A 21,849-nucleotide genomic window follows, 5' to 3' on the forward strand; every position below is an offset into this window, starting at 1 on the left:
CCCGTCCATACGCCCCCGCGCGGGTTTTGCAAGACCCGGACCGGGAGCTTCAGGCCGGCGCCGCCCCGCTCAGCCGCGCCAGCGCCCAGCCCGCGGCCTCGGCCACGTCCGGATCGTCATCCGCGCAAAGCGGCCGGAGCACTGCGGCAAGCTCCGGATCGCCCGAATTGCCGATCGCGTAGCAGACGTTGCGCACGAAGCGGCCGCGCCCGATCCGCTTGATCGGCGAGCCCGAGAACCGCGCGCGGAAGGCCGCGTCGTCCAGACCGGCCAGCTCGGCCAGGGGCGGCTCGATCAGATCGGGGCGGGCGGCATATTTCACCTCGGTCGCGGCGACGGCGAACTTGTTCCAGGGACAGCTGCCGAGGCAGTCGTCGCAGCCATAGATCCGGTTGCCCAGAAGCGGCCTGAGCGCGGGATCGACCGGGCCCTTGTGCTCGATCGTCAGGTAGGAAATGCAGCGCCGCGCATCGAGCTGGTAAGGCGCGGGAAAGGCGCCGGTCGGGCAGGCATCGAGACAGGCGGTACACGTGCCGCAATGCCCGGTCTCGGGCGGATCGGCGGGCAGCTCGACGGTGGTGAAGAGCGCACCGAGAAAGAACCAGTTGCCAAGGCTGCGGCCCAGCAGGTTGGTATGCTTGCCCTGCCAGCCCAGCCCCGCGGCCTGGGCCAGCGGCTTTTCCATCACCGGGGCGGTATCGACGAAGACCTTGATCTGGTGGCCCGGCGCCTGGTCCAGGAACCAGCGCCCGATCCGCTTGAGCCGCTTCTTCAGCACGTCGTGATAGTCGCGGTTCTGGGCATAGACCGAGATCGCGGCACGGTCGGACCGGTCCAGCGCGGCCAGCGGGTCATGGTCCTGGGTATAGGGCTCGGCGAACATCACGACCGAGCGTGCCTCGGGCCAGAGCGTCGCCGGATCGCCGCGCCAGGACATGCGCTCGGCCATCCAGCCCATCTGGCCGTGACGTCCCTTTGCCACGAACGCGGCCAGCCGTCCGGCCGCCTCGGGGATCGCGTCAGGGCGGCAGACCCCCATCGCCGCCAGCCCCTCCTCGCGGGCCCGGGCGGCGAGGCGGTCTTTGAGCGCCGCGCTCAAAAGTCGAGATTCGCGTAATGCCTGGGCGGCGGGAAGCCCGGCACCTGATCGGCCAGGATATTGCGGAAGGCCGGCCGCGACTTGATCTTGGCATACCAGTCCTTGACCGCCGCATTGCGGTTCCAGTCGACATCCGAGATGTAGTCGAGGCAGGACAGATGCGCCGCCGCCGCGAAATCGGCCAGCGTCATCACATCGCCCGCCAGCCAGCGCCGCTGATCCAGCAGCCAGCCCATGTAGTCGAGATGGTACTTGATCGCCGTCGCGCCCGCCTTGACGTTGCGGCTGTCGGGATAGCCCGACTTGGTGACCTTCTTGTTCACCCGCTCATAGAGCAGCTTCGAGGTCACCTCGTGGTGGAACTTGTCGTCGAACCAGAATACCAGCCGCCGCGCCTCGCAGCGTTCGGCCGGGCTGCCGGGCAACAGGCAGGGCTCGGAGAAGGCCTCGTCGAGATATTCGCAGATCGCCTGGCTTTCGGCCATGGTGCGCCCGTCCATCCGCAGCACCGGCACCTTTCCGGCCGGATTGCGCCGCATGAAATCGGCGTCGCGTTCCCAGTAACGTTCCTCGACCAGCTCGACCTCGATGCGCTTCTCGGCAAGCACCAGGCGAACCTTGCGGCAGAACGGCGACAGCGGCATGTGGTAGAGGCGGTTCATGCGGACTCCCTGACGGTTGACCTGTCGGTCTTCATGACCTCTCGGCCGCGAATTTTCAATGGTCGAAACAATCCGACCGACCGTCGGCAAGAATCGTCGCAGCGCCCTCCTCGATCTGATCGGCCCGGCGCAACAAGGTCGGCGACAGGTGGTTCGGATCGCGGTCCTTCGGGTTCGGCAGAAGCACCGCCAGCCGCGCGGCCTGCGAGCGCGACAGCTTCGAGGGCGGGATGCCGTAATAATGCCAGGCGGCGGCGTCGATGCCGAACACGCCCTCGCCGAATTCGGCCACGTTGAGATAGACCTCGAGAATGCGCCGCTTGGACCAGGTCAGCTCGATCATCGGCGTCAGCACCGCCTCGAGAGCCTTGCGCGGCCAGCTGCGCCCCTGCCAGAGATAGACATTCTTGACGGTCTGCTGGCTGATGGTCGAGGCGCCATAGCGCCCGCCCGCCTCGAGCGCGCCGCGGATCGCACCCATGTCGAAGCCCCAGTGCCGGCAGAAATTCGCATCCTCGGCGGCGACGGCCGCGCGCGGCATCGCAGGAGCGACATCCCTGAGCCGCACCCATTTCTGGTCGATATCGCCAAGCCGCATCCGCTCGGACATCATGGTGGGCGTGGTCGGCGGGTTGATGAGACCTGGCGCGATCAGCACCAGGGCCACCAGCCCAAGCGCCGCGAGCGCCCCGCGCCGGGCGAGCCGGCGCAGCCTTTGGCGCAGCGGCAGGGGGGCGGCCGCGGCCTTGCTGTCGCGCCGTGCGGTCTTCTTTCCGGAGTTTTTCGCCCCGGCAGACCTGGTCCCGGCAGTTTTCGCCGTCGTTTTCGAGCCGGTCGTTTTCGTCGGTTTCGCCATGCCCGCGTGATAGCCGAGGCCGCGGCGCTTGACCACCGCCCCGCAGCCCCGGAAGACCCCTGAAAGCTCAGCCGGTCCGCGCCCCGGCGTCGCGGCAGGCGGGCCGGATCACTCTGCCGTCGCGTGACCTTTCTCGAGCACCTCGCGCAGCGTCGCCTCGTCTTCCTTCGACAGCGAGGTGCGCAGGATGCGGCCCTCGGCATTGACCTCGCGCAGCCGCTCGATCACGCGGTCGCCGGTGGCCTTGCGCACAAGGACGAACAGCGCCGAACTGCCGGGGGTCAGCTTCTCGCCCAGCTCCTTCATGAAATCGTCCTCGATCCCGATATCGCCGAGCGCGCCGCTGATGGCGCCCGCCCCCGCCCCCACGGCAAGCCCCAGCAGCGGATTGAGGAACAGGAACCCGATCAAGAGCCCCCAGAACGACCCGCCCACGGCGCCAGCCGCGGTCAGGTTCACCGCCTGGTGCAGCTTGACCTTGCCCTCGTCGTTGCGGGTCACGACGACCACATCCTCCATGTCGAGCAGATAGTCCTTCTGCATCCGGACCAGCTCGCCCCGCATATCGAAGGCCTTGCTTTCATCGTCGAAGGCCACGGCAATCAGATCGGCCATATCCCTCTCCTTTCCTGGCTACGGTTACCCGGTAAGGTGGGGAGGCGCGGGCCGCGGAAGAACCCCGCCAGGGTTCAAGAACGAGTGACCCCCGCGCGCCCTTCGGCGGCGGGGGTCGGAGCTTTCAGGCCGGAACAGGCCTTATTCCGCCGGAACCGCGCGTTCCTCGATCCCCAGCGGGTGGGACAGATGCGGCAACATCTCCTTCGGACAGACCTGCAGGAAGTTGCCTTTTTCCAGCTCCCAATGGGTGAGGATGTCGCGCGCCTTGGGGCTGCCGGTCTCGTCGACATGCCGCGCGATCAGCGCCTTCAGCTCGGCTTCCCAATGCTGCACCGTGATCTTGCAGGTGACCAGCGTCTCGGGATTGACCTTCTCGGCAACCGCGCCCTCGGGATCGTAGAGATAGGCCATCCCGCCAGTCATGCCCGCGCCGAAATTGGCGCCGATGGTGCCGAGGATCACCGCGATCCCGCCGGTCATGTATTCGCAGCCATTCGAGCCGCAGCCCTCGACCACCACCTTTGCGCCCGAGTTCCGCACCGCGAAACGTTCGCCCGCCCGGCCCTTCGCGAAGAGATACCCGTCGGTCGCGCCGTAAAGAACGGTGTTGCCGATGATGGTGTTCTCGGAGGCCACCAGCGGCGAGCTGAGCGGCGGGCGCACCACGATGGTCGCCCCCGACAGGCCCTTGCCGACATAGTCATTGGCATCGCCCGCGACGATGATCTTGAGCCCCGGCGCGCCGAACGCCCCCAGCGACTGCCCGGCGCTGCCCGCGAGCTTCACGGTCAGATGGTCGGGCTGCAGCTTGTTGCGCATGCCGAAGCGCTGGACGATGAGGCTGGAGACCCGGGTGCCGATGGTCCGGTCGGTGTTCCGCACCGCGTAGGACACCTGCATCTTCTCGCCATCCTCGAAGAAGGGGGCGGCATCGCGCAGGATCTCGGCATCGAGCGTGTCCGGCACCTCGGTCCGTGACCGGGTGCGGTCGAGGGTCGGGCGGTCATTGGCATCGACCTGGATCAGGAGCGGATTGAGGTCGAGATCGTCAAGGTGGGCCGAGCCGCGGCTGATCTGGTTCAGGAGATCCGAGCGGCCGATGATCTCGTCCATGGAGCGCGCGCCGATCTGGCTGAGCAGCTCGCGCACTTCCTGGGCATAGAAGGTGATGAGGTTCACCACCTTGTCGGCATTGCCGGTGAACTTGCCGCGCAGCTTTTCGTCCTGGGTGCAGACGCCCACCGGGCAGGTGTTCGACTGGCACTGCCGGACCATGATGCAGCCCATGGCGATCAGCGCGGCGGTGCCGATGCCATATTCCTCGGCCCCCATCATCGCGGCCATGACGATGTCGCGCCCGGTGCGCAGCCCACCATCGGTCCGAAGCGTCACCCGCTCGCGCAGGTTGTTCATCGACAGGACCTGATGCGCCTCGGTCAGGCCCATCTCCCACGGGAGACCGGCATATTTGATCGAGGTCGCGGGCGAGGCGCCGGTGCCGCCATTATGGCCCGAGATCAGGATCACGTCGGCCTTGGCCTTGGCCACGCCGGCGGCGATGGTGCCGACACCCGAAGAGGCCACCAGCTTGACCGTCACCTTGCAGCGCGGGTTGATCTGCTTGAGGTCGTAGATCAGCTGGGCCAGATCCTCGATAGAGTAGATGTCGTGATGCGGCGGCGGCGAGATCAGGGTCACGCCCTTGGTCGAGTGCCGCAGACGCGCGATCAGGTCGGTGACCTTCATCCCCGGAAGCTGGCCGCCCTCGCCGGGCTTGGCGCCCTGGGCCACCTTGATCTCAAGCTCTTCGCAATGGTTCAGGTATTCGGCGGTGACACCGAACCGGCCCGAGGCCACCTGCTTGATCTTGGCCGAGGGGTTGTCGCCATTGGGTTCCGGGTAGAAATGCGCCGGATCCTCGCCGCCCTCGCCCGAATCGGACTTGGCGCCGATCCGGTTCATCGCGACATTCAGCGTCTTGTGCGCCTCGGGGGAAAGCGCCCCCAGCGACATGCCGGGCGTCACGAAGCGCTTGCGGATCGAGGTGATCGATTCGACCTCTTCCAGCGGCACCGGCTTGCCCAGCGACTTGATGTCGAGCAGGTCGCGCAGATGGATCGGCGGGGTCGCGCGCATCGCGGCCGAATACTGCTTCCACACCTCGAAGGACGCCGTGTTGCAGGCCTGTTGCAGCATATGCATGTTGCTGGCTTCCCAGGCGTGACGTTCGCCGGTGCGGCGGGCCTTGTAGAAGCCGCCGATCGGCAGCACGTCCTGGCCGCCCTTCCAGCCCAGACGGTGCACCTCTTCCAGCTTGCGCTGGATGCCGGTGACGCCGATGCCCGAGATGCGGCTGTGCATGCCGGGGAAGTATTCGGCGCACATCGCGCGCGACAGCCCCACGGCCTCGAAATTGAGCCCGCCGCGATAGGACGAGATCACCGAGATGCCCATCTTGGACATGATCTTGAGAAGACCCAGATCGATGGCCTTGCGGTAATGGCCGACGGCCTCGGTCAGGCTGCAATCCAGCAGGCCGCGCCTGATGCGGTCGGCCAGCGTGTCCTCGGCGAGATAGGCGTTCACCGTGGTGGCGCCGCAGCCGATCAGCACCGCGAAGTAATGCGGGTCGACGCATTCGGCCGAGCGCACGTTCAGCGAGCAGAAGGTCCGGAGCCCCTTGCGGGTCAGCCAGCTATGCACGGCCGAGGTCGCGAGGATCATCGGCATCGCGACCTTGTCCTCGCCCTGGTGATGGTCGGTCAGCACGATATGGCCCGCGCCCGAGCGCACCGCGTCCTCTGCCTCGTTGCGGATCCGCTGCAGACCGAGGCGCAGCGCCTCGGGCCCCGCGCCCGGCGGGAAGGTGCAGTCGATCTCGGCCATCGGCACCGAGAAATGCTTCACCAGCTCGTCGAACTGGGAATTGCCGAGGAACGGGCTCTCCAGGATCACGATCCGGGTCTGGCTGCCATCCTCGTCGAGCACGTTGCGCAGGTTGCCGAAGCGGGTCTTGAGGCTCATCACCCGGTATTCGCGCAGGCTGTCGATCGGCGGATTCGTGACCTGGCTGAAGTTCTGCCGGAAGAAATGGCTGAGCGGGCGGTATTTCTCGGACAGCACCGCCGAGGGCGTGTCGTCGCCCATCGAGGCCAGCGCCTCCTTGCCGTCCTCGGCCATCGGCATCAGGATCGATTCGATTTCCTCGATCGTGTAGCCGGCAGAGATCTGCCGCCGGCGCAGGTCCGCCCCGTCGAAAAGCGGCTTCTCGGGCAGATCGCCCAGCACCTCGTCGATCTCGGACACGGTGTCGAGCCATTCGCTGAAGGGCTGGCTCGCGGCCATCATGTCCTTGATCTCGCTGTCGCGGAACAGCTTGCCGCTCGCCATGTCGACGCCCAGCATCTGCCCCGGGCCAAGCGCGCCCTTCTCGCGGACGGCGGCTTCCTCGGTCGGAACCATGCCGCTTTCCGAGCCTGCGATCAGCAGCCCGTCGCCGGTGACGACATAGCGCAGCGGGCGCAGGCCGTTCCGGTCGAGCCCGGCGCAGACCCAGCGGCCATCGGTCATGGCCAGCGCGGCCGGTCCGTCCCAGGGCTCCATCACCGAGTTCACATAGGCGTACATGTCACGCCAGGCGGGCTTCATCTCGTCGGTGGTCTGCTTCGAATAGGCCTCGGGAACCAGCATGGTCTTGGCCATCGGCGCGTTGCGCCCGGCGCGGACCAGCACCTCGAACACCGAATCGAGCGCGGCCGAATCCGACGAACCCTGCGCCACGATCGGCTTGATGTCTTCGGCCAGTTCGCCGAAGGCCGAGGAGGCCATGCGGATCTCATGGCTTTTCAGCCAGTTGAGGTTGCCCTTCAGGGTGTTGATCTCGCCGTTATGGGCCAGCATCCGGAACGGCTGGGCCAGCCACCATTGCGGGAAGGTGTTGGTCGAATAACGCTGGTGATAGATCGCGAAGGCCGACTCGAAGCGGTCGTCCTTGAGGTCGGGATAGAATTCGGCGACCTGCTCGGCCAGCATCATGCCCTTGTAGATCAGCGACCGGCAGCTCAGCGAACAGATATAGAGCGAGGGCACCTGCGCGGCGGCGGCGGCCTTCTCGATCCGGCGGCGGATCACGTAAAGCTCGCGCTCGAAGGTCTCCTCGTCGACATCCTTGGAATTCGAGATCAGGATCTGCTCGATCTCGGGCCGGGTCGCGTTGGCCTTCTCGCCCAGAACGTCGGTATTCACCGGGACGTGGCGCCAGCCGTAGATATAGTAGCCCATCCGCAGCACTTCGGTCTCGACGATGGTCCGGCAGACCTCCTGCGCGCTAAAATCGGTGCGCGGCAGGAAGACCTGGCCCACGGCGATCAGCCGGTCGGCATGGGGCTCGTGGCCGGTGCGGCGGATCTGGTCGTAGAAGAACGGCACCGGGATCTGCACATGGATGCCCGCGCCGTCGCCGGTCTTGCCGTCGGCATCGACCGCGCCGCGGTGCCAGACCGCCTTCAGCGCGTCGATCCCGTTCTCGACCACCTTGCGCGAGGGCTTGCCGTCGATGGCGACGACGAGGCCGACCCCGCAGGACGAGTGTTCATCTTCGGGGCTGTAAAGACCGTTCTCGGCCACGAAAGCCCGCTTGGCTTCTTCCCGGGCAACCCAGGCGGCATCGTATTTGGTCATTGCTGTTCTCCTTCGGAGCCCGTCGAGCCCATGCTCATTCCGTCTGCGGCGGCGGCCATCATCTGGGCCTCGGTCAACCGCACGTGATCGCCGGCGAAGGCATAGCCGGCAGGTTTGCTGTCGATATAGACCTCCGAGCTCAGCGGCAGGTCGCGGGTGCCCTCGAAGAGCCCCGCCGAGACGAAGCAATGCCCCTTATGCGCGCCTTCGGCGGTGAAGGCGTACCAGAGCGACGAGCCGCATTCCGGACAGAAGGCGCGCTCGGCCCATTGCGACGAGGCATAGGTCTTGACCGGGCCCTCGGCCCGGATCGGCTGCGTGGTATGGACCGCCATCAGCGGGCCCGAGGTCCATTTGCGGCACATCGCGCAATGGCAGGCGCCAAGCACCTGCTGCGCCGGCTCGATCTCGACCGTGACGGCGCCGCAGAGACATTGCCCCTTCAGGGTGGTGTCGGACATCGCCTGGCCTCCTATTCCGCCGCGACCTGGGCGGGCTGCGCCAGGAAGTCGAGGATGCTGTCGGCCGCCTCGCGCCCGTCGCGGATCGCCCAGACGACAAGGCTTGCGCCGCGCACGATGTCGCCGACCGCGAAGACGCCCGGCAGCGAGGTCTCGTGGCTGCGGAAATCGGCCTTCACGGTGCCCCAGCGGGTCACTTCCAGCTCGTCCTCGCCCCACATCGCGGGCAGGTCCTCGGGCTCGAAGCCCAGCGCCTTGATCACCAGATCGGCGGGCTCGGCATAATCGGCGCCCTCGATCACCTCGGGCGATTGCCGCCCCGTGGCATCCGGCGGGCCAAGCCGCATCTTCTGCACCATGACCGAGCTGACCGGATCTCCGGCAAAGCCCTTCGGCGCCGAGAGCCAGACGAAGCCCACGCCCTCTTCCTCGGCATTCTGCACCTCGCGCTGCGACCCCGGCATGTTGGCGCGGTCGCGGCGGTAGAGGCATTTCACGCTGACCGCACCCTGGCGGATCGCGGTACGCACGCAGTCCATGGCGGTATCGCCGCCGCCGACCACGACCACCCGCTTGCCCTCGGCATTGAGTTCGCCCGACAGGTATTCCGGCACCTCGTCGCCGAAGCTGACCCGGTTCGAGGCGGTCAGGTAATCCAGCGCGGCGACGATGCCCTGCGCGCCCGCGCCGGGGCCGGTCAGATCGCGGCCCTTGTAGACGCCGGTCGCGATCAGGACCGCGTCATGCTTGCCGCGGATCGCGTCGAAGCTGATATCGGTGCCGACATTGCAGTTCAGCACGAATTCGACGCCGCCCTGTTCGAGCTGCGCCACACGGCGCATGACGATGTCCTTTTCCAGCTTGAAGCCGGGAATGCCATAGGTCATCAGCCCGCCCGCCCGGTCGTGCCGGTCATAGACGGTCACCTGCAGGCCCGCACGCCGCAGCCGGTCGGCCGCCGCCAGCCCGCCCGGGCCCGCGCCGATGATGCCCACGCTTTCGCTGCGCTCCTCGGTCGGCGCGATCGGCGGCACCCAGCCCTCGTCCCAGGCGGTGTCGGTGATGTATTTCTCGACCGCGCCGATGGTCACGGTGCCATGACCCGACTGCTCGATCACGCAATTGCCTTCGCAAAGCCGGTCCTGCGGGCAGATCCGTCCGCAGATCTCGGGGAAGGTATTGGTGGCCTGGCTCATCGCATAGGCCTCTTCCAGACGGCCCTCGGCGGTCAGCCTCAGCCAGTCGGGGATGTTGTTATGCAGCGGACAGTGCGACTGACAGAACGGCACGCCGCACTGGCTGCAGCGCGAGGCCTGCTCGGCGGCCTTCTCGGCCGCGAATTCGGCGTAGATCTCGCCGAAATCCTTCGCACGGTCTCCAGCCTCGCGTTTGTCCGGCGTCTCTTTCGCCACGCGGACGAACTGAAGCATCTTTTGCTGCGCCATTGCCTTTCCTTCCAGGATGGGTCGGGACCTTCGGAAAATTTCTATACGGAGGAAGCCCGGCCATGAAAAGTCAGCAATGCTGTCTTATTTGTAAGAAATTTAGGGCTCGCCACCCCTCGGGGCACTGAAAACTGCATTTTTAGGTCAACTATTGTTACCTATAGCGAAGTCTTCCCTTTCCGAATCACGTCCCTATGCTGGGCGCCATCCTGAACCTCCGGGCCATTCCATGACGCTTTTCCACCTGTTTCTGATCGCGGTGATCCAGGGCATCACCGAGTTTCTTCCGATTTCCTCCTCGGGCCACCTGATCCTGCTGCCGGGCCTGACCGGCATGGCCGATCAGGGCCATATCATCGACGTGGCGGTGCATGTGGGCACGCTTGCCGCCGTCGTGCTCTACTTCCGCAAGGACGCGATGCTGGCGCTCGGCGGGCTGACCCGGGTCGCGCGCGGCCAGATCGACACACCCGGCGCCTTTCTCGCGCTGTGCCTGATCATCGCCACCATCCCGGTGATGGTGGTCGGGCTGGTGCTGGAACTGACCGGGCTCGAGGACATGATGCGCAGCATCGCCGTGATCGGCTGGACGATGCTGATCTTCGGCCTCGTGCTCTGGGTCGCCGACACCCGGTTTCCCGCGACCCGAAAGGCCAATAGCTGGACGCTGAAACACGCCGTCATCATGGGGCTCTGGCAGGTGCTGGCGCTGATCCCGGGGACCTCGCGCTCGGGCATCACCATCACCGGGGCGCGGATGCTGGGCTATGACCGGGTGGGTGCCGCGCGGCTGTCGATGCTGATGTCGATCCCGACGATCCTGGCCTCGGCGGTGCTGGTCGGCGGCAAGGCGGCGGCCGAGGCCGACATGGCGGTGCTGCGCGACGGCGCCATCGCCGCCGGCTTCACCTTCGTCGCGGCGCTGGCCGCGCTGGCAGTCATGATGCGGCTTGCGCGGTCGGTCAGCTTCACGCCCTATGTGATCTACCGGGTGATCCTCGGCCTCGTCCTGCTCTGGATCGCCTACAGCTGATCAGGGCTTGAGCCGCCTGGCCGCCTCGCGGATCTCGTAGAACTGGCCCGCGGGGCGGTAGCGCCACAGGTATTCCGGCAGCACCGCCTCCATCGCGGTGGGCTGGATGCCAAGCTCGGCCAGCCCGGGCAGCCCCTCGCCCACGACATTGTCGCGCCCGAGATTGCGGACCTGATCGCGGGTCACGACCTTGTTCTCGAGCAGCCCCAGCGACAGCGACTGCACCAGATCGAAGGCCCACCCCATCGCGGCGCCCAGCGCCAGCGGCAGCGGCAGCACGATCCGGTTCGGGCGACCGATCACCTCGAGCATCTCTTCCATGAGTTCGCCGAAGGTCCGGATCTCGGGACCGCCGAGTTCATAGATGCCGGGCGCAGCCTCGCCCATCGCCGCCGTCGCCGCAGCAGCGGCGACATCGTCGACATAGACCGGCTGGAACCGGGTATAGCAGCCCACCACCGGCAGCACCGGCGAGAACCGGGCCATCTGCGCGAATCTGTTGAAGAAGCGGTCCTCGGGACCGAAGACCAGCGAAGGCCGCAGGATCACCGCATCGGGGAAGCTCTCGCGCACCGCCGCCTCGCCGCGACCCTTGGTCTCGGAATAGGCACTGTCCGAGTCGATATCGGCGCCGATGGCCGAGATCTGCACCAGCCGCGCCACACCCGCAGCCCGCGCCTCCTCGGCGATGTGAAGCGCGCCGTAATGCTGCACCAGCCCGAAGGTGTTGCGCCCCGATTCGGCGAGGATGCCGACGCAGTTCACCGCGGCTTCGGCGCCCTGAAGCGCCTGCCGGACCGAATCGCGGTCGCGGACATTGCACAGCACGGGCTCGACCTGCCCCACCGCGCCATAGGTGCGGACGAACAGCGCCTCGTTGGGGCGCCGCACCGCCACGCGCACCCGCCAGCCGGCGCGCGCCATGCGCCGCACGACATAGCGGCCGACAAAGCCCGACCCGCCGAAGATGGTGACAAGCTTGGACATGGAGAGACGCCTCCCTGGCATATGATGGTATGCAACCGAATATAGGGGCCGGGCGCCCCAAGCAAGAGATCGTATCGAAATGCGAAAATCGTCGTTGACACCGTCTGCGACCCCCTATAGATCACCGCCTCACGACACCTGCCCAGGTGGCGGAATTGGTAGACGCGCTAGCTTCAGGTGCTAGTGTTCGCAAGGACGTGGAGGTTCGAGTCCTCTCCTGGGCACCAACCCCAATAGCCGGGGGATTTCCCCTAAAGTCAGGGGAAGACGTGGCGAATTTCCTTCATAAGCATGACCTGCCCGACGATATCGATCTCGGGTCCATTGTTGCCATCGACTGCGAGACAATGGGGCTCAACCCGCATCGAGACCGGCTCTGCCTCGTGCAGATGTCGGCGGGCGACGGCGACGCGCATATGGTGCAGATCGCCCAGGGCCAGACCGAGGCGCCGAATCTGACCCGGATGCTGGCCGACCCGGACACGCTGAAGCTGTTCCATTTCGGCCGATTCGACATCGCGATTCTCGAACATACCTTCGGCGTGACCACCGCGCCGGTCTATTGCACCAAGATCGCCTCGAAGCTGGTGCGCACCTATACCGACCGGCACGGGCTGAAATACCTGCTGCAGGAACTGCTCGAGATCGACATATCGAAACAGCAGCAAAGCTCGGACTGGGGCGCGGCCATGCTGAGCCCGGCGCAGCTCGACTATGCCGCCTCGGACGTGCTCTACCTGCACCGGCTGAAAGAGGTCCTGGACGGCATGCTGGCCCGCGAGGGCCGGACCGGGGTCGCCCGGGCCTGCTTCGATTTCCTGCCCACCCGGGCCCGGCTCGACCTTTCCGGTTGGCCCGAGACCGACATCTTCGCACATTGAGACCATGACACCCGAAACCTGCCTGTCCATCGGCCGCCGCGTCCTGCGGATCGAGGCCGACGCCGTCCACAGCCTGGCCGAGAGCCTCGACCAGGAATTCACCCGCGCCGTCGAGACCATCCTCGGTGCGACCGGGCGGGTCATCGTCTCGGGCATGGGCAAGTCGGGCCATGTGGCGCGCAAGATCGCGGCGACCTTCGCCTCGACAGGCACGCCCGCGCATTTCGTCCACCCCGCCGAGGCCAGCCATGGCGATCTGGGGATGGTCGCGCGGGGCGATGTCTGCCTCGTGCTGTCGAATTCGGGCGAGACGCCCGAGCTGGCCGATATCGTGGCCTATACCCGCCGCTTCGGCATTCCGCTGATCGGGGTCGCGGGCCGGCCCCGCAGCACGCTGTTGCGCCAGGCCGATGTGGCGCTGCTGCTGCCGCCCGCCGACGAGGCCTGCCCGATGGGGCTGGCGCCCACCACCTCGACGACGATGACTCTGGCGCTTGGCGATGCGCTGGCCGTGGCGCTGATGGAACACCGCCAGTTCACGCCCGAGCATTTCCGCGAATTCCACCCCGGCGGCAAGCTGGGCGCGCGGCTGTCGAAGGTCGCGGACCTGATGCATGCGGGCGAGGATATCCCGCTGGTCGCGACGGGCACCGGCATGGCCGAGGCGCTGATCGTGATGAGCCGCAAGAGCTTCGGCGTGGTCGGGGTGACCGACCCCGAGGGCCGGCTTGCCGGGGTGGTGACCGATGGCGACCTTCGCCGCCACATGACGGGCCTTCTGGAGCGCAACGTCGACGAGGTGATGACCGCCAACCCGCTGACCATCTCGCCCGACGCGCTGGCCGAGAAGGCGGTCGCGCTGATGAACGAGCGCAAGATCACCTGCCTCTTCGCCGTCGGGGCGGACGGACGGCCGCGCGGCATCCTCCATATCCACGACTGCCTGCGCGCCGGGGTCGCATGACGCATGCGGGCCCGTGACAACGCCTATTCCCGGTTCATCGCGGCGGCCAAGATCGTGCTTCCGCTGGCCGCGCTGGGTCTGTTGTCGACAATTTTCATGATCTCGCGCGACCATGGCAAGGGCGGCGAAGACGGGCTGCCGCCCTATGCGAAGGTCGAGATCGAGGGGATCCTGCGCGACCAGCGGCTGGGCGCGCCCAACTATGCCGGCGTCACCCGCGACGGTACGGCGATCTCGGTGCGGGCCGACACGGCCAGGGCCGATCCCGACAGCCCCGGCCGGAGCGAGGCCTCGAACATGCAGGCACGGCTCGATCTGCCCGATGGCAGCTCGGCCGAAATCGAAGCCAGGACCGGTTCGGTCGACACCGCCGATCAGGTGGCCGTGCTGGAGGGCGATGCCCGGATCTCGACCTCGACCGGCTACATCATCGAGACAGACCGCCTGCGCTCGGCCTTCGCGGATACCGATGTCGAGGCCGACGGGCCGGTGAACGCGGACGGGCCGCCCGGCCGGATCGAGGCAGGACGCATGACGCTCCGCGCCGACCCCGATCACGAGGGCAGGTATCTTCTGGTTTTCAAGGATGGCGTGAGGCTGGTATATGAGCCCGAAAACTAGCGGAAAGGATCCGATGTTGTCGGTACGCGCAGGTCTGGCGGCGCTGGCTCTGATCCTGGCGATCCCGGCAGGGGCCGGGGCGCAGGGAGCCGAAATCGCCTTTGGGGCGCTCGAACACGATTCCTCGCTGCCGGTCGAGGTCACCGCCGAGAGCCTCAGCGTCGATCAGGGCGACGGCACCGCCGTCTTCACGGGCGATGTGGTGGTGGGCCAGGGGCAGATGCGCCTCGCGGCCGAACGGATGCTTGTCGTCTATGGCGCGGGCGGCGCTGGCAGCGGCAAGATCTCGCGGCTCGAAGCCTCCGGCTCGGTCGTGCTGACGCTGGGCGCCGAAGCGGCCGAGGCACAGGAGGCCGTCTACGATATCGGCGCGGCGACCGTCGTGATGACCGGCAATGTGCTGCTGACCCAGGATGGCAACGCCATCGAGGGCCAGAGGCTGGTGGTCGATCTCACCCGCGGCACCGGCGCCATGGAGGGCCGCGTGCGCACCGTTCTGACCCCTTCGGGCAAGAAGTGATGGCCGACGGCACGACAGCCTTCGACATGCCCGGCCCCACCGGCGGATTGCGGATCGTCGATCTGCGCAAGAGCTATCGCCGCCGCCCGGTGATCCGCGATGTCAGCCTCCGGCTCGACCGCGGCGAGGTGGTCGCGCTGCTCGGCCCGAACGGCTCGGGCAAGACCACCTGTTTCTATGCCGTGGCCGGGCTGCTGACGCCCGAGGGCGGCAAGGTCCTGCTCGACGGCCGCGACGTGACCATGCTGCCGATGTATCGCCGCGCCCGGCTGGGCATCGGCTACCTGCCGCAGGAGGTCTCGATATTTCGCGGGCTGAATGTCGAGGACAATATCAGGGCCGTGCTCGAGATCGTCGAACCTGACCGCCACAAGCGCCGCGAGCGCCTCGAGGAACTGCTGTCGGAATTCTCCATCGAGCATCTGCGCCGCGCGCCCGCGCTGTCGCTGTCGGGCGGCGAGCGGCGCCGGGTCGAGATCGCGCGCTGTCTTGCCGCCAACCCCAGCTATCTGCTGCTCGACGAGCCCTTCGCCGGGGTCGACCCGATTGCGGTCGGCGAGATCCGTGCCCTGGTCGCCGATCTCAAGACCCGGGGCATCGGCGTGCTGATCACCGACCACAATGTCCGCGAAACGCTGGAGATCGTCGACCGCGCCTATATCCTGCACGACGGCAAGGTGCTGATGAGCGGGACCACCCAGGAAGTGATCCGCGACGAGAACGTGCGCCGGGTCTATCTCGGCCAGAGTTTCCGCATCACCTGACCCCGCCCGCGACCGGATCGAATCATCAGCTTCTGTCTGCCGCAGCCGGGCGCGGCCGGGCGTCGCGCCGGGGATCTGCCGGGGGTCTGCCCGCCTCTCCCGGCCGGCGGCGACGGGCGCTGTTGTCCGGCGGCGACATCGCCGGCCGGCGCCATGGCGGGACCGTTGACATCGCCGGGCGATCTGGCGCCAAATGCGCGTGACGCCAGATCCTTCCGCCATGCGCCGGCCGCAGGCGCGGAACGGCTGAACACGGTGACCGAACTCCTTGTTCCCGTTGACCCCGCCGCGCCCCGGCCTTAACGGAGGGCAACCCTGCGTCTGCAGGCAATCTCAGGAGGAACAATGCTGTACCAGATCAGCGGCAAACAGATCGATATCGGCGAGGCTCTGCAGACCCATGTCAAGGACGAGCTGAGCGCGGCGGTCTCGAAATATGCCGACCGGGCAACCGACGCCAATGTCGTCTTCTCGCGCAACGCCCATCAATATGTCTGCGAAGCGACGGTGCATCTGTCGACCGGCCTGACCGCTCAGGCGAGCGCCCAGGCGACAGAGATCTATGCCGCCTTCGACAGCTGCTGCGACAAGATGGAAAAGCAGCTGCGCCGCCACAAGCGCCGGCTGAAGGACCATCACCGCGACCGCTCGGAACCTGTGGAACTTTCCGGCGGTTCGGCCTATATCCTTGCCTCGACCGAGGAAGGGGACGAGACCGACAGTCTCCAGCCGATGATCATCGCCGAGATGGAAACCCAGATTCCGTCGATTTCCGTGGGCGAGGCGGTCATGCAGATGGAACTGACAAGCGCTCCGCTTCTGGTGTTCCGCAACGAAAAGACGGGCAAGATCAACGTCGTGCACGCCCGCGAAGACGGGAATGTGGGCTGGATCGAGCCCTGACCCGCAGCTGACCAGGCCGCGCCCGTATCCCGGGCGCGGCGCGTCCGAAGCGAGAGTGACATGCAGCTATCCACGCTCATCACCCCCGAAGCCGTCCGCGTCTTTGGCACCATGTCCAGCAAGAAGCGGCTGTTCCAGGAACTCGGAGAGGTCGCCCACGCGGCCTATGCCCTTCCCCCTGGAGACGCGGTCGACGCCTTGCAGGAACGCGAAAGCCTCGGGCCGACGGGTGTCGGCCAGGGCGTCGCCCTGCCGCATGCCCGGCTCTCCGGAATCGACCGGGTCCGCGGCGCCTTCATCCGGCTGGAGAAGGCGATCGATTTCGGCGCCGTCGACCGCCAGCCGGTCGACCTAATCTTCGCCTTGTTCGCGCCGCAGGATTCCGGCGTCGATCACCTCAAGGCGCTGGCGCTGGTCTCGCGCACCCTGCGTGACAGCACGATCTGCGCCAAGCTGCGCGCCAATACAGACCCGGCCACGCTGCATGCGGTCCTGACCGAGGCGGCGGCGTCTCAGGCAGCCTGATCGGCCCGCGGGCCGACCTCTGCCCCCGAAGACCCGGATCGTTGCAGTTAGAGACCGCTGACGATGGCCCCGATCATCGGGGCGAGTCCGGCATGCCTGCCCTGTCGCGCCACGGACCTGGACTGGCGGATTGGACCGCCCGCGGGCCCAGGGGGGCGTCGCATCGCCCGGCCCGCAGGCACCGGATCGGCGCAAGCGGCCCTTACGGGATCGGGGCGACCCGAGCATGCGCGACGAAGCGAAGACGGGGGCACCACCGGCCCCTCGCCCCCCGTGTCAGGTTGCATAGCCTCCGCCGCGGAACCATTTCCAGGCATCCTCGATCATGGTCGGCAGGTCCGAGCGGGTCGGGCTCCAGCCAAGCTCTGTTTCGGCGCGGGCGCTGCCCGAGACCAGCCGCACCGCGTCGCCGCCCCGGCGCGGCCCCTCGGAATGGGGCACCGAACAGCCGGTGACCGCCTGCGCCGCCTCGATCACCTCGCGCACCGAATAGCCGGTCCCGGTGCCGAGGTTGAAGACCCGGCTGCCCTTGCCCGCCAGCAGCCAGCCCAGACCAAGAACATGCGCCGCCACCAGATCGCTGACATGGATATAGTCGCGGATGCAGGTCCCGTCCGGCGTCGGATAATCGGTGCCGTGGATCGTCAGCGCCGGGCGCCGGCCCTCGATCGCCTCGAGCATCACGGGGATCAGATGGGTCTCGGGGTCGTGCGCCTCGCCGACCTCGCCCTCGGGATCCGCGCCCGCCACGTTGAAATAGCGGAAGATCACCGAGTTCAGCCCGTGACTTGCCTCGAAGTCGCGCAGCATGTCCTCGATCGCGCGCTTGGACGCGCCATAGGCGTTCAGCGGCGCCTGGGCGCTGTCCTCGTCCAGCGTCACCCCGTCCTGGTCGCCATAGACCGCGCAGGTCGAGGAAAAGACCATGTCGAGGCAACCCGCCGCCACCGCCGCCTCGATCAGCGCAAGCGAGCCTCCGACATTGTTGCGCCAGTACTTGCCCGGGTCGCGCATCGCCTCGCCGACCTGGCTGAAGGCCGCGAAATGCATCACGCCCACGGGTCGGTAGGCCGCAAAGACCGCGTCAAGCCGCGCCCGGTCGGCCAGATCGCCGCGTTCGAACGGGCCGAACTTCACCGCCTCGGCCCAGCCGGTCGAGAGATTGTCGTAGCACACCGGCACATGGCCCGCGCGCGCGAGCGCCTTGCAGGCATGGGCGCCGATATAGCCCGCCCCGCCCGTCACCAGAACATGCGCCATCGCCCTATTCCGCCGCCTCCGGCCGGGCGAACCGGGCGCGCAGGTAGTCCTCGAACTCGCCCTTCAGCTCGGGTCGCGCCAGCGCGAAGGATACCGTCGCCTGCAGGAACCCGGCCTTCGAGCCGCAATCGAAGCGCTGCCCCGTGAAGCGGTAGCCGTACACCCCCTGCCCGTCGATCTCCTCTGCGATGGCGTCGGTCAGCTGCAGCTCGCCCCCGGCCCCGAACCGCTCGTGGCGCAGGTTCTGGTCGAGATTGTGCAGAACCTTCGGCGTCAGGATATAGCGCCCGATCACCGCCAGGTTCGAGGGCGCCTCCTCGAGGCTCGGCTTCTCGACCATCCCCTTGACCAGCACCCTGTCGCCCATGTCCCGCGCGACATCGAGAATGCCATAGGCCGAGGCCTTCTCGGGCGGCACTTCCATCGCCGCCACCATGTTCGCGCCGGTCTCGCGATAGGCCTCGGTCATCTGCTGCAGGCAGGGCGTCTCGGCCGCGATCACGTCATCGGGCAGGATCACCGCGAAGGGCTCGTTGCCGATCAGCCGCCGCGCACACCACACGGCATGGCCCAGCCCCATCGCCATCTTCTGGCGGATATAGGCGATCGCGCCGCTTTCCATGTCGGTGCTGCGCAGGATCTCCAGAAGGTCGTCCTTGCCCCTCGAGCGCAGCGAGTCCTCCAGATGCGGGGCGTGGTCGAAATAATCCTCGAGCGCGCTTTTGCCGCGCGAGGTCACGAAGATGAAATCGGTGATCCCGGCCGCCCGCGCCTCGTCGATCGCGTATTGGATCAGCGGCCGGTCCACCAGCGTCATGATCTCCTTCGGAATCGATTTCGTCGCGGGAAGAAAACGCGTCCCAAGACCCGCCACGGGAAAAACCGCCTTCGTTACTTGCCGGTTCATGATCTCACTCGCTTGTCGTTTTCATTTCATCCCGACCCATATTGACCGGGCCGGCGCGTAACATCGATATTATTTATTAAAAAACCCGACAATTCGGCGGGGTTATTCCGATACTGGAAACATTTCATGACGCGCGCCGGTTTTCGCGCCATGCGGCGAAGCGGTTGGCAGAATCCTGCCGCACCGGTTCGCCGCCCTGGCCGCCAAGGCGGGCCCCATCTCAGTCGATCCCCATCGCGGCCATCATCGCCTCGATCCGCGGAACGTCCGTGGGGTTGTTCAACTCCCAGAACTGGCGGCCGCGCGCCGCCACCTCGACGCAGAGGACCGGCCGGCCATGTTCGAGGAAGCGCAGCTGTTCGAGCCCTTCGAGCCCTTCCAGCGGCCCCGGCGCAAGCCGAAGGTAGGTCTCGAGCGCCGCGGGACGGTAGGCATAGACCCCGACATGGTGAAAGACCGGCGTCGGCGCGGTGTCGGCATAGCTCTGCCCGGTATAGGGGATGACCTCTTTCGAGAAATAGAGCGCCCGGTTGCCCGCGCCGAAGACGGCGGTGGTGCCGCCGACCCGGCCCGCGCGGCGATCTTCCAGCAACGCGTTCAGCGCCTGCCCGTCGCAGCGCAGCACCGGGGTCGCCAGATCGGCACCGGGATCGGCGCGCAGCCCCGCCACCAGATCCTCGACGAACCAGGCGGGCGTCAGCGGCGCATCGCCCTGCAGGTTGACCGCGATCTCGACCTCGCCACCCAGCACCCCGAGCGCCTCGGCCACCCGCTCGGTCCCGTTGGCGCAGGTCCCGGAGGTCATCACCACCTCGGCGCCGAAAGCCTCGGCTGCGGTGCGGATACGGTCGTCATCGGTCGCGACCACCACCCGGTCGATGCCCGAAACCGCCTGCGCCGCCTCCCAGGACCGCTGGATCAGGCTCTTTTCCTGCCCGGAGGCGCCCTTCAGAAGCGCCAGAGGCTTGCCCGGATAGCGCGACGAAGCGTAGCGCGCCGGGATCACGATGACGACGGACATCAGACGCCTTTCAGCTCGACGCCCGGTGCAAGGGCGATGAAGAACGGGTTCTCGTAGCCCGGCTTGCCATAGCGCAGCGGGCTGTGATCGTCGAAGCGCACGACCTCGCCGCCCGCGCCCGCCAGCACCGCATGCCCGGCCGCGGTATCCCATTCCATGGTGCGCCCGAGCCGCGGGTAAAGATCGGCCTCGCCGGTCGCGACGAGGCAGAATTTCAGCGAGGATCCGGCCGAGGTCATGTCGCGCACGGCATATTTGCCGATGTAATCGTCGGTGGCCTGATCGCGATGCGATTTCGAGGCCACGACCATCAGCGCGCCATTGTCGGGGGTCGAGACAGAGAGCCGCGTGACCGGCCCGACCGTATCGAGCGCCAGATCGCCGGTTTCCTCGACGGTCGCGCCATCGGCCCGGGTATAGAACAGCCGCCCGCGCGCCGGGGCATAGACCACGCCGCGCACCGGAACCCCGCCCTCGACCCAGGCGATGTTGACGGTGAAATCGCCCCGGCGCTTGACGAATTCCTTGGTGCCGTCGAGCGGATCGACGATCAGGAAATCGGCGGCGTGCTCGGCATGGGTCTCGGCCTGCTCCTCGGTGACGATCAGCAGGTCCGGAAAGGCCTGTTTCAGCTCGGCCGTGATCAGCGCATCGGCGGCCTCGTCGGCCTCGGTCACGGGGCTGGAATCGGCCTTGGCGCGCACCTCGAAATCGGGCGCAGCGTAGATTTCCATGATACGTGCCCCGGCCAGAAGCGCTATCTTGCGCATCACGGTTTCAAGCTGAGCGTAATCCAAATTTTCCTCCTGACATCGTCTCGCGCGACGAAACAAATTCGCAGTCACGTTATGCGCGGCTTGCCGGGCGACGGCAAGAACACACGGAAAAGGTGATTTTCCCCGGGACCGCACGAGCGTTTCCTTGCCGGGCGGGACCGGGGTGGAACCGGGGCGGGACTGCGGCGCGACCGGCCGTCAGTCCACCACCCGGAGCGTCAGGTTGATCCGGCCGCCGCCCTCGATCAGGGTCGAGCTGCCGCCCCGCACCCGGTCGATGCCGTGATGGATCAGCCGGGCCGCGCCGCGCATCATCAGAACGTCGCCGGATTTCAGCCAGAGGCTTTCGGTCGGCCCGCCCCGGGTCACGTCGCCGATCCGGAACCGCGCCTCGTCGCCCAGCGAGACCGAGACGATGGGCCAGGAGAAATCGGCCTCGTCGCGGTCCTGATGCAGGCCCATCTTCGCGCCGTCGCGATAGAGGTTCACGAGACAGCAGTCGGGCGCGCGCGCAAGCCCGGTCACCCGGTGCCACAGCGCCAGCACCGGCGCCGGGATCGGCGGCCAGGCCACTCCCGACGGGTGCCGGGTCTCGTAGCGGTAGCCGCGCCGGTCCGAGACCCAGCCGTATTTTCCGGCCGAGGTCATCCGCACGCTCATCTTTCGCCCGAACCGGGTTTCGGGCTGGACCGGCGGCGCCGCGGCAATCACCGCCGCGATCTCGGTCATCAGCCCGGCCCGGGCCGCAGGATCGAGCAGGCCGGGAAATATCTCGACTCCCCGCACCACCAGCCCCGGCACCGGTTCCTTCGGTCTTTCCGTCTCAGACATCGTTCACCACAGCCACATTTCTGCAATAGGCTCCG

The 21,849-nt window shown here is 67.1% G+C and carries 21 protein-coding genes and 1 tRNA gene; 9 read left to right on the plus strand and 13 right to left on the minus strand.

Translation table 11 applies throughout. The annotated features are described in order from the left end of the window. Nucleotides 1–49: 49 nt before the first annotated feature. The 7 genes from queG to ACK8CO_RS09065 form a co-directional block, all read right to left on the minus strand. Nucleotides 50–1,099 (minus strand): tRNA epoxyqueuosine(34) reductase QueG, encoded by a 1,050-nt coding sequence (queG, locus tag ACK8CO_RS09035; RefSeq protein WP_414898918.1) that lies wholly within the window; start codon nucleotides 1,097–1,099, stop codon nucleotides 50–52. After that, complete coding sequence (locus tag ACK8CO_RS09040) at nucleotides 1,096–1,761, minus strand: glutathione S-transferase family protein (RefSeq protein WP_414898919.1); 666 nt, start codon at nucleotides 1,759–1,761, stop codon at nucleotides 1,096–1,098. Before ACK8CO_RS09040 ends, queG begins: the two co-directional genes overlap by 4 nt. A 55-nt stretch (nucleotides 1,762–1,816) precedes the next feature. After that, nucleotides 1,817–2,653, minus strand: a complete 837-nt coding sequence (gene mtgA, locus ACK8CO_RS09045; RefSeq protein WP_414898920.1) for a monofunctional biosynthetic peptidoglycan transglycosylase — start codon at nucleotides 2,651–2,653, stop codon at nucleotides 1,817–1,819. Nucleotides 2,654–2,725: 72 nt separating this feature from the next. Continuing rightward, on the minus strand, nucleotides 2,726–3,232 hold the full coding sequence (locus ACK8CO_RS09050) for a DUF1269 domain-containing protein (protein ID WP_080614813.1): 507 nt from the start codon (nucleotides 3,230–3,232) through the stop codon (nucleotides 2,726–2,728). 141 nt (nucleotides 3,233–3,373) lie between these two features. Beyond that, complete coding sequence (gene gltB / locus ACK8CO_RS09055; protein WP_414898921.1) at nucleotides 3,374–7,915, minus strand: glutamate synthase large subunit; 4,542 nt, start codon at nucleotides 7,913–7,915, stop codon at nucleotides 3,374–3,376. Then, on the minus strand, nucleotides 7,912–8,376 hold the full coding sequence (locus ACK8CO_RS09060; protein WP_196774303.1) for a GFA family protein: 465 nt from the start codon (nucleotides 8,374–8,376) through the stop codon (nucleotides 7,912–7,914). The genes gltB and ACK8CO_RS09060 overlap by 4 nt, the downstream gene beginning before the upstream one ends. Nucleotides 8,377–8,387: 11 nt before the next feature. Further along, the gene (locus tag ACK8CO_RS09065; protein ID WP_414898922.1) at nucleotides 8,388–9,821 is read right to left on the minus strand and encodes an NAD(P)-dependent oxidoreductase; all 1,434 of its coding nucleotides are present in this window, start codon (nucleotides 9,819–9,821) and stop codon (nucleotides 8,388–8,390) included. A gap of 229 nt (nucleotides 9,822–10,050) precedes the next feature. Between ACK8CO_RS09065 and ACK8CO_RS09070 the strand changes: the two genes are divergently transcribed. Next, the gene (locus tag ACK8CO_RS09070; protein ID WP_080614810.1) at nucleotides 10,051–10,854 is read left to right on the plus strand and encodes an undecaprenyl-diphosphate phosphatase; all 804 of its coding nucleotides are present in this window, start codon (nucleotides 10,051–10,053) and stop codon (nucleotides 10,852–10,854) included. Here ACK8CO_RS09070 and ACK8CO_RS09075 read toward each other — a convergent pair whose 3' ends face one another. After that, nucleotides 10,855–11,841: a complex I NDUFA9 subunit family protein gene (locus tag ACK8CO_RS09075; RefSeq protein ID WP_414898923.1), complete on the minus strand. Its 987-nt coding sequence runs from the start codon at nucleotides 11,839–11,841 to the stop codon at nucleotides 10,855–10,857. 140 nt (nucleotides 11,842–11,981) lie between these two features. Between ACK8CO_RS09075 and ACK8CO_RS09080 the strand changes: the two genes are divergently transcribed. From ACK8CO_RS09080 to ACK8CO_RS09115, 8 genes are all read left to right on the plus strand, one after another. Further along, a tRNA-Leu gene (locus ACK8CO_RS09080) sits at nucleotides 11,982–12,068 on the plus strand. 42 nt (nucleotides 12,069–12,110) lie between these two features. Further along, the gene (locus ACK8CO_RS09085) at nucleotides 12,111–12,722 is read left to right on the plus strand and encodes a ribonuclease D (RefSeq protein WP_414898924.1); all 612 of its coding nucleotides are present in this window, start codon (nucleotides 12,111–12,113) and stop codon (nucleotides 12,720–12,722) included. 4 nt (nucleotides 12,723–12,726) lie between these two features. Beyond that, nucleotides 12,727–13,686: a KpsF/GutQ family sugar-phosphate isomerase gene (locus tag ACK8CO_RS09090; protein ID WP_414898925.1), complete on the plus strand. Its 960-nt coding sequence runs from the start codon at nucleotides 12,727–12,729 to the stop codon at nucleotides 13,684–13,686. A gap of 3 nt (nucleotides 13,687–13,689) precedes the next feature. Beyond that, nucleotides 13,690–14,307, plus strand: a complete 618-nt coding sequence (gene lptC, locus ACK8CO_RS09095; protein WP_414898926.1) for an LPS export ABC transporter periplasmic protein LptC — start codon at nucleotides 13,690–13,692, stop codon at nucleotides 14,305–14,307. Between the two features lie 13 nt (nucleotides 14,308–14,320). Continuing rightward, nucleotides 14,321–14,827, plus strand: a complete 507-nt coding sequence (gene lptA / locus ACK8CO_RS09100; protein ID WP_414898927.1) for a lipopolysaccharide transport periplasmic protein LptA — start codon at nucleotides 14,321–14,323, stop codon at nucleotides 14,825–14,827. Beyond that, nucleotides 14,827–15,591, plus strand: coding sequence for an LPS export ABC transporter ATP-binding protein (gene lptB, locus ACK8CO_RS09105; RefSeq protein ID WP_414898928.1), 765 nt, complete (start codon nucleotides 14,827–14,829; stop codon nucleotides 15,589–15,591). The genes lptA and lptB overlap by 1 nt, the downstream gene beginning before the upstream one ends. Before the next feature lie 345 nt (nucleotides 15,592–15,936). Further along, on the plus strand, nucleotides 15,937–16,494 hold the full coding sequence (hpf, locus tag ACK8CO_RS09110) for a ribosome hibernation-promoting factor, HPF/YfiA family (protein WP_080614805.1): 558 nt from the start codon (nucleotides 15,937–15,939) through the stop codon (nucleotides 16,492–16,494). Between the two features lie 60 nt (nucleotides 16,495–16,554). Beyond that, on the plus strand, nucleotides 16,555–17,019 hold the full coding sequence (locus ACK8CO_RS09115; protein ID WP_080614804.1) for a PTS sugar transporter subunit IIA: 465 nt from the start codon (nucleotides 16,555–16,557) through the stop codon (nucleotides 17,017–17,019). Nucleotides 17,020–17,295: 276 nt separating this feature from the next. Here the strand turns inward: ACK8CO_RS09115 and galE are convergent, their stop codons facing one another. The 5 genes from galE to ACK8CO_RS09140 all read right to left on the minus strand — a co-directional run bounded on the left by galE (nucleotide 17,296) and on the right by ACK8CO_RS09140 (nucleotide 21,814). Next, nucleotides 17,296–18,279: a UDP-glucose 4-epimerase GalE gene (gene galE, locus ACK8CO_RS09120; RefSeq protein WP_080614803.1), complete on the minus strand. Its 984-nt coding sequence runs from the start codon at nucleotides 18,277–18,279 to the stop codon at nucleotides 17,296–17,298. 4 nt (nucleotides 18,280–18,283) lie between these two features. Then, entirely contained in the window at nucleotides 18,284–19,186 is a 903-nt protein-coding gene (gene galU / locus ACK8CO_RS09125; RefSeq protein WP_414898929.1) for a UTP--glucose-1-phosphate uridylyltransferase GalU, read from the minus strand. Between the two features lie 220 nt (nucleotides 19,187–19,406). Then, complete coding sequence (locus ACK8CO_RS09130) at nucleotides 19,407–20,207, minus strand: 3-deoxy-manno-octulosonate cytidylyltransferase (protein ID WP_414898930.1); 801 nt, start codon at nucleotides 20,205–20,207, stop codon at nucleotides 19,407–19,409. Beyond that, the gene (gene cysQ / locus ACK8CO_RS09135; RefSeq protein ID WP_414898931.1) at nucleotides 20,207–21,004 is read right to left on the minus strand and encodes a 3'(2'),5'-bisphosphate nucleotidase CysQ; all 798 of its coding nucleotides are present in this window, start codon (nucleotides 21,002–21,004) and stop codon (nucleotides 20,207–20,209) included. The genes ACK8CO_RS09130 and cysQ overlap by 1 nt, the downstream gene beginning before the upstream one ends. Nucleotides 21,005–21,181: 177 nt before the next feature. Beyond that, nucleotides 21,182–21,814, minus strand: coding sequence for an alpha-ketoglutarate-dependent dioxygenase AlkB family protein (locus tag ACK8CO_RS09140; protein WP_414898932.1), 633 nt, complete (start codon nucleotides 21,812–21,814; stop codon nucleotides 21,182–21,184). Between the last annotated feature and the right edge of the window lie 35 nt (nucleotides 21,815–21,849).

Source organism: Rhodovulum sp. HP10, from assembly GCF_047553435.1.
GTDB lineage: Bacteria > Pseudomonadota > Alphaproteobacteria > Rhodobacterales > Rhodobacteraceae > Rhodovulum.

Bases quoted from the DNA above. Each gene is read 5' to 3' on its own strand.
- ACK8CO_RS09040 (WP_414898919.1), bottom strand. From the start codon at position 1,761: ATGAACCGCCTCTACCACATGCCGCTGTCGCCGTTCTGCCGCAAGGTT.
- ACK8CO_RS09050 (WP_080614813.1), bottom strand. From the start codon at position 3,232: ATGGCCGATCTGATTGCCGTGGCCTTCGACGATGAAAGCAAGGCCTTC.
- gltB (WP_414898921.1), bottom strand. From the start codon at position 7,915: ATGACCAAATACGATGCCGCCTGGGTTGCCCGGGAAGAAGCCAAGCGG.
- ACK8CO_RS09060 (WP_196774303.1), bottom strand. From the start codon at position 8,376: ATGTCCGACACCACCCTGAAGGGGCAATGTCTCTGCGGCGCCGTCACG.
- ACK8CO_RS09065 (WP_414898922.1), bottom strand. From the start codon at position 9,821: ATGGCGCAGCAAAAGATGCTTCAGTTCGTCCGCGTGGCGAAAGAGACG.
- ACK8CO_RS09070 (WP_080614810.1), top strand. From the start codon at position 10,051: ATGACGCTTTTCCACCTGTTTCTGATCGCGGTGATCCAGGGCATCACC.
- ACK8CO_RS09075 (WP_414898923.1), bottom strand. From the start codon at position 11,841: ATGTCCAAGCTTGTCACCATCTTCGGCGGGTCGGGCTTTGTCGGCCGC.
- ACK8CO_RS09090 (WP_414898925.1), top strand. From the start codon at position 12,727: ATGACACCCGAAACCTGCCTGTCCATCGGCCGCCGCGTCCTGCGGATC.
- lptC (WP_414898926.1), top strand. From the start codon at position 13,690: ATGCGGGCCCGTGACAACGCCTATTCCCGGTTCATCGCGGCGGCCAAG.
- lptA (WP_414898927.1), top strand. From the start codon at position 14,321: ATGTTGTCGGTACGCGCAGGTCTGGCGGCGCTGGCTCTGATCCTGGCG.
- lptB (WP_414898928.1), top strand. From the start codon at position 14,827: ATGGCCGACGGCACGACAGCCTTCGACATGCCCGGCCCCACCGGCGGA.
- hpf (WP_080614805.1), top strand. From the start codon at position 15,937: ATGCTGTACCAGATCAGCGGCAAACAGATCGATATCGGCGAGGCTCTG.
- ACK8CO_RS09115 (WP_080614804.1), top strand. From the start codon at position 16,555: ATGCAGCTATCCACGCTCATCACCCCCGAAGCCGTCCGCGTCTTTGGC.
- galE (WP_080614803.1), bottom strand. From the start codon at position 18,279: ATGGCGCATGTTCTGGTGACGGGCGGGGCGGGCTATATCGGCGCCCAT.
- galU (WP_414898929.1), bottom strand. From the start codon at position 19,186: ATGAACCGGCAAGTAACGAAGGCGGTTTTTCCCGTGGCGGGTCTTGGG.
- ACK8CO_RS09130 (WP_414898930.1), bottom strand. From the start codon at position 20,207: ATGTCCGTCGTCATCGTGATCCCGGCGCGCTACGCTTCGTCGCGCTAT.
- ACK8CO_RS09140 (WP_414898932.1), bottom strand. From the start codon at position 21,814: ATGTCTGAGACGGAAAGACCGAAGGAACCGGTGCCGGGGCTGGTGGTG.